This is a genomic window from Tenacibaculum finnmarkense, assembly GCF_900239185.1.
Taxonomy (GTDB): domain Bacteria; phylum Bacteroidota; class Bacteroidia; order Flavobacteriales; family Flavobacteriaceae; genus Polaribacter; species Polaribacter finnmarkensis.
The window spans coordinates 1-2637 of the sequence record NZ_OENA01000057.1 but is presented as its reverse complement, the minus strand read 5'-3'; the positions used below and the strand labels follow the sequence as shown (position 1 = coordinate 2637).

Here is a 2637-nt window from a genome sequence, read left to right as displayed (position 1 = left end):
TTGTCGAAGTCAATGCTTCACCGTATATAGTAACCTTAATTCTCTCTTTTATTCTTTCTGATTATATATCAAATGTATTAAAAGACAAACTTAAGAATGTATTAAAAGACAAACTTAAGCCGTATAAAATTAATGGCTAGTCCTCGCCTACTTACGAAAATCCTTGCGGATTTCCTATCTGTTGTATATTTGCTAAATTAGGTGCTTAAACACGCCACTAATCTTATACAAAAACGTTGCAAGTAATGGCGGAATTTCCTCAGAAATTCCTAATTAGTGATTTATCTTTTCTAGAAATTAATATTGAATAATATTCAGCTGGAAAAATTGAAAATGACTTCTACTTTATTTTTAGAAAATGAATACTAAAAAAGAAAAAAACAGAATTGAACTCTGAAAAATGAAGCGTGAATAAAAGGCGAAAATTAATTAAGGCGGAGTTTTAAGCTGAAACGTGAAAAAAGGCAGATTTTAACGCTGAAAATAAATCGTGAATAAATAAGCGGAAATTAATTAATGCAGAATTTTAAACTGAAGCGTAAATAAAGAAGGAAAAATAAAACAGAAGAATTTAAAATAGAAGAATTTAAAATAGAAAATTAAGAAATGAGAAATATAGTTAGAAAATCACTACTTGCAACACCATATATAATTCATTGCTTGTGATTAACTATTTACGAAAATCCTTAAGGATTTTCTATTCCATTTTTATTTACTAAATTAGTTGCTCGAAATACGCAACAAACCATATATAAAAACGTTGGGCACAACCTAAAAAGCATCGCTACTAAAAATGAAAGAAGAAGAATATATAGAAGAGATTAAGGAAGAACAAAATGATTCATATTCTAATGATGATTTGTATAATATTAATTCTTGGGGTGCTGATTTATCATTTAGAGAAATAATATCAATGTATGATGAAGATGAGTTATTAAAGCCAGAATTACAACGTTATTATGTCTGGGAAAAAGCAGAAGCTAGTCGTTTTATAGAATCAATACTTCTTGGGCTTCCTGTTCCAAGTATTTTTTTAGCAAATACTAAAGACAACAAAAAGTTAATTATAGATGGTTACCAGAGAATAATGACCGTTTTTGACTATGTGAAAAATGGAATTTGGAAAAAAGATGGAAAAGTATTTAAGTTATCAAATACTGAAAAAATAAATGAACGTTGGAGAGGTAAATCTTTTAAAGAATTAACAGAACAAGAACAAAGAAAAATTAGAAGTACCACAATTCACGCAATAATATTCGAACAAAAATCACCAAATGATAATGACACAAGTCTATATCAAGTTTTTGAAAGAATTAATACTGGAGGTAGAGCGTTAATGCCACAAGAAATTAGAAACTGTGTTAGTCAAGGAGCTTTTAATAATTTATTATTTGAATTAAATAAAAATGAAGATTGGAGACATTTGTTTGGCAAAGAAGAAGATTCGAGAATGAGAGATATTGAATTTATTTTAAGATTTCTAGCTTTAGATACTACTTTTATCAAAAACAATGAATCTTCAAGTATTTCATTAAAAAAATATTTAAATGAATTTATGGGGTCTAAAAACTCTCAAAATGACGCAGTAATTGCAGAAAGAAGAGATAAATTTAATAAAGTAATGAGTTTTATTTTAACTCACATTGGAGAAAATTCATTCTATAATATAACAAGTGGAGATGAAACCAAAATAAGAAAGAGATTTTATCCTACGATATTTGATTCAATTTGTCCAGCTGTTTCTATTGCGTTAGAAAAATTAGGTTCTGATATTCCTACTAATAATTTAGAATCAAAAAGATTAGAATTATTACAAGATGAAGATTATAGAAAATTTACATCAGAAGGAACTATGCAAATTTCACATATTCACGGAAGAATTAATTTAGCTTTAAATTATTTATTTGGTATAAACTATGAATAATCAAGAAGCTCAAAATAGTATTGATATATGTACAGAAGAATTACAACGTATTTATCATCTAATACAAGGACACGGTCATATGTCACCAATAGTTCCTTTTTTAACTAAATATTCTATTGTTAGAGCGTGTGGAACTATTGAATTTTGTTTTAAAACAATAATTTCTGACTCACATTCTGGACATAGTTCACAAATAACAAATTTCATTGATAATACCATAAGAAATAGCTCAATGAATCCTAATAGACAAAATATATCAACTACTTTGAAAAAATTTGATCCAAATTGGAAAACAAATTTTAATCAAAAGTTAAATGACATCGCAGATTGTGAAAGAATAAAAGCATCAATCGACTCTCTAAACCTTGCAAGAAATTCATTTGCACACGGAGATACACCTTCTGCAACATTTGAAAATATTAAAGATTATTTTATGGATTCAGTTGAAATTATGAAAATACTAGATGAAGTTGTTTCTGAATAAAAGGCAGTGCCCAACACCATATATAATTTATTGCTAGTACGAGCCTACTTACGAAAATCCTTAGGGGATTTTCTATTCCGTTTTTATTTACTAAATTAGTTGCTCGAAAAACGCAACAAACCATATATAAAAACGTTGTGCACAAGCTGAAAAAATATGATGCTATTAGATTTAATATGTTTTGACTGCCTTATGGAACAGGTTGATAAAGGAGAGCCTCAAGTCTTTG

General features: G+C 27.9%; 2 protein-coding genes. Both read left to right on the top strand.

Going from position 1 to position 2637, the window contains the following annotated elements; all coding sequences use genetic code 11:
* The first annotated feature begins 793 nt into the window (after positions 1–793).
* Positions 794–1924, top strand: a complete 1131-nt coding sequence (locus AQ1689_RS07870) for a DUF262 domain-containing protein (protein WP_101955726.1) — start codon at positions 794–796, stop codon at positions 1922–1924.
* Complete coding sequence (locus AQ1689_RS07865) at positions 1917–2408, top strand: HEPN domain-containing protein (protein WP_101955725.1); 492 nt, start codon at positions 1917–1919, stop codon at positions 2406–2408. Before AQ1689_RS07870 ends, AQ1689_RS07865 begins: the two co-directional genes overlap by 8 nt.
* The last annotated feature ends 229 nt before the right edge of the window (positions 2409–2637 follow it).

Excerpts from the sequence above, each read along its gene's own strand:
- AQ1689_RS07870 (WP_101955726.1), top strand. The coding sequence starts at position 794 with ATGAAAGAAGAAGAATATATAGAAGAGATTAAGGAAGAACAAAATGAT.
- AQ1689_RS07865 (WP_101955725.1), top strand. The coding sequence starts at position 1,917 with ATGAATAATCAAGAAGCTCAAAATAGTATTGATATATGTACAGAAGAA.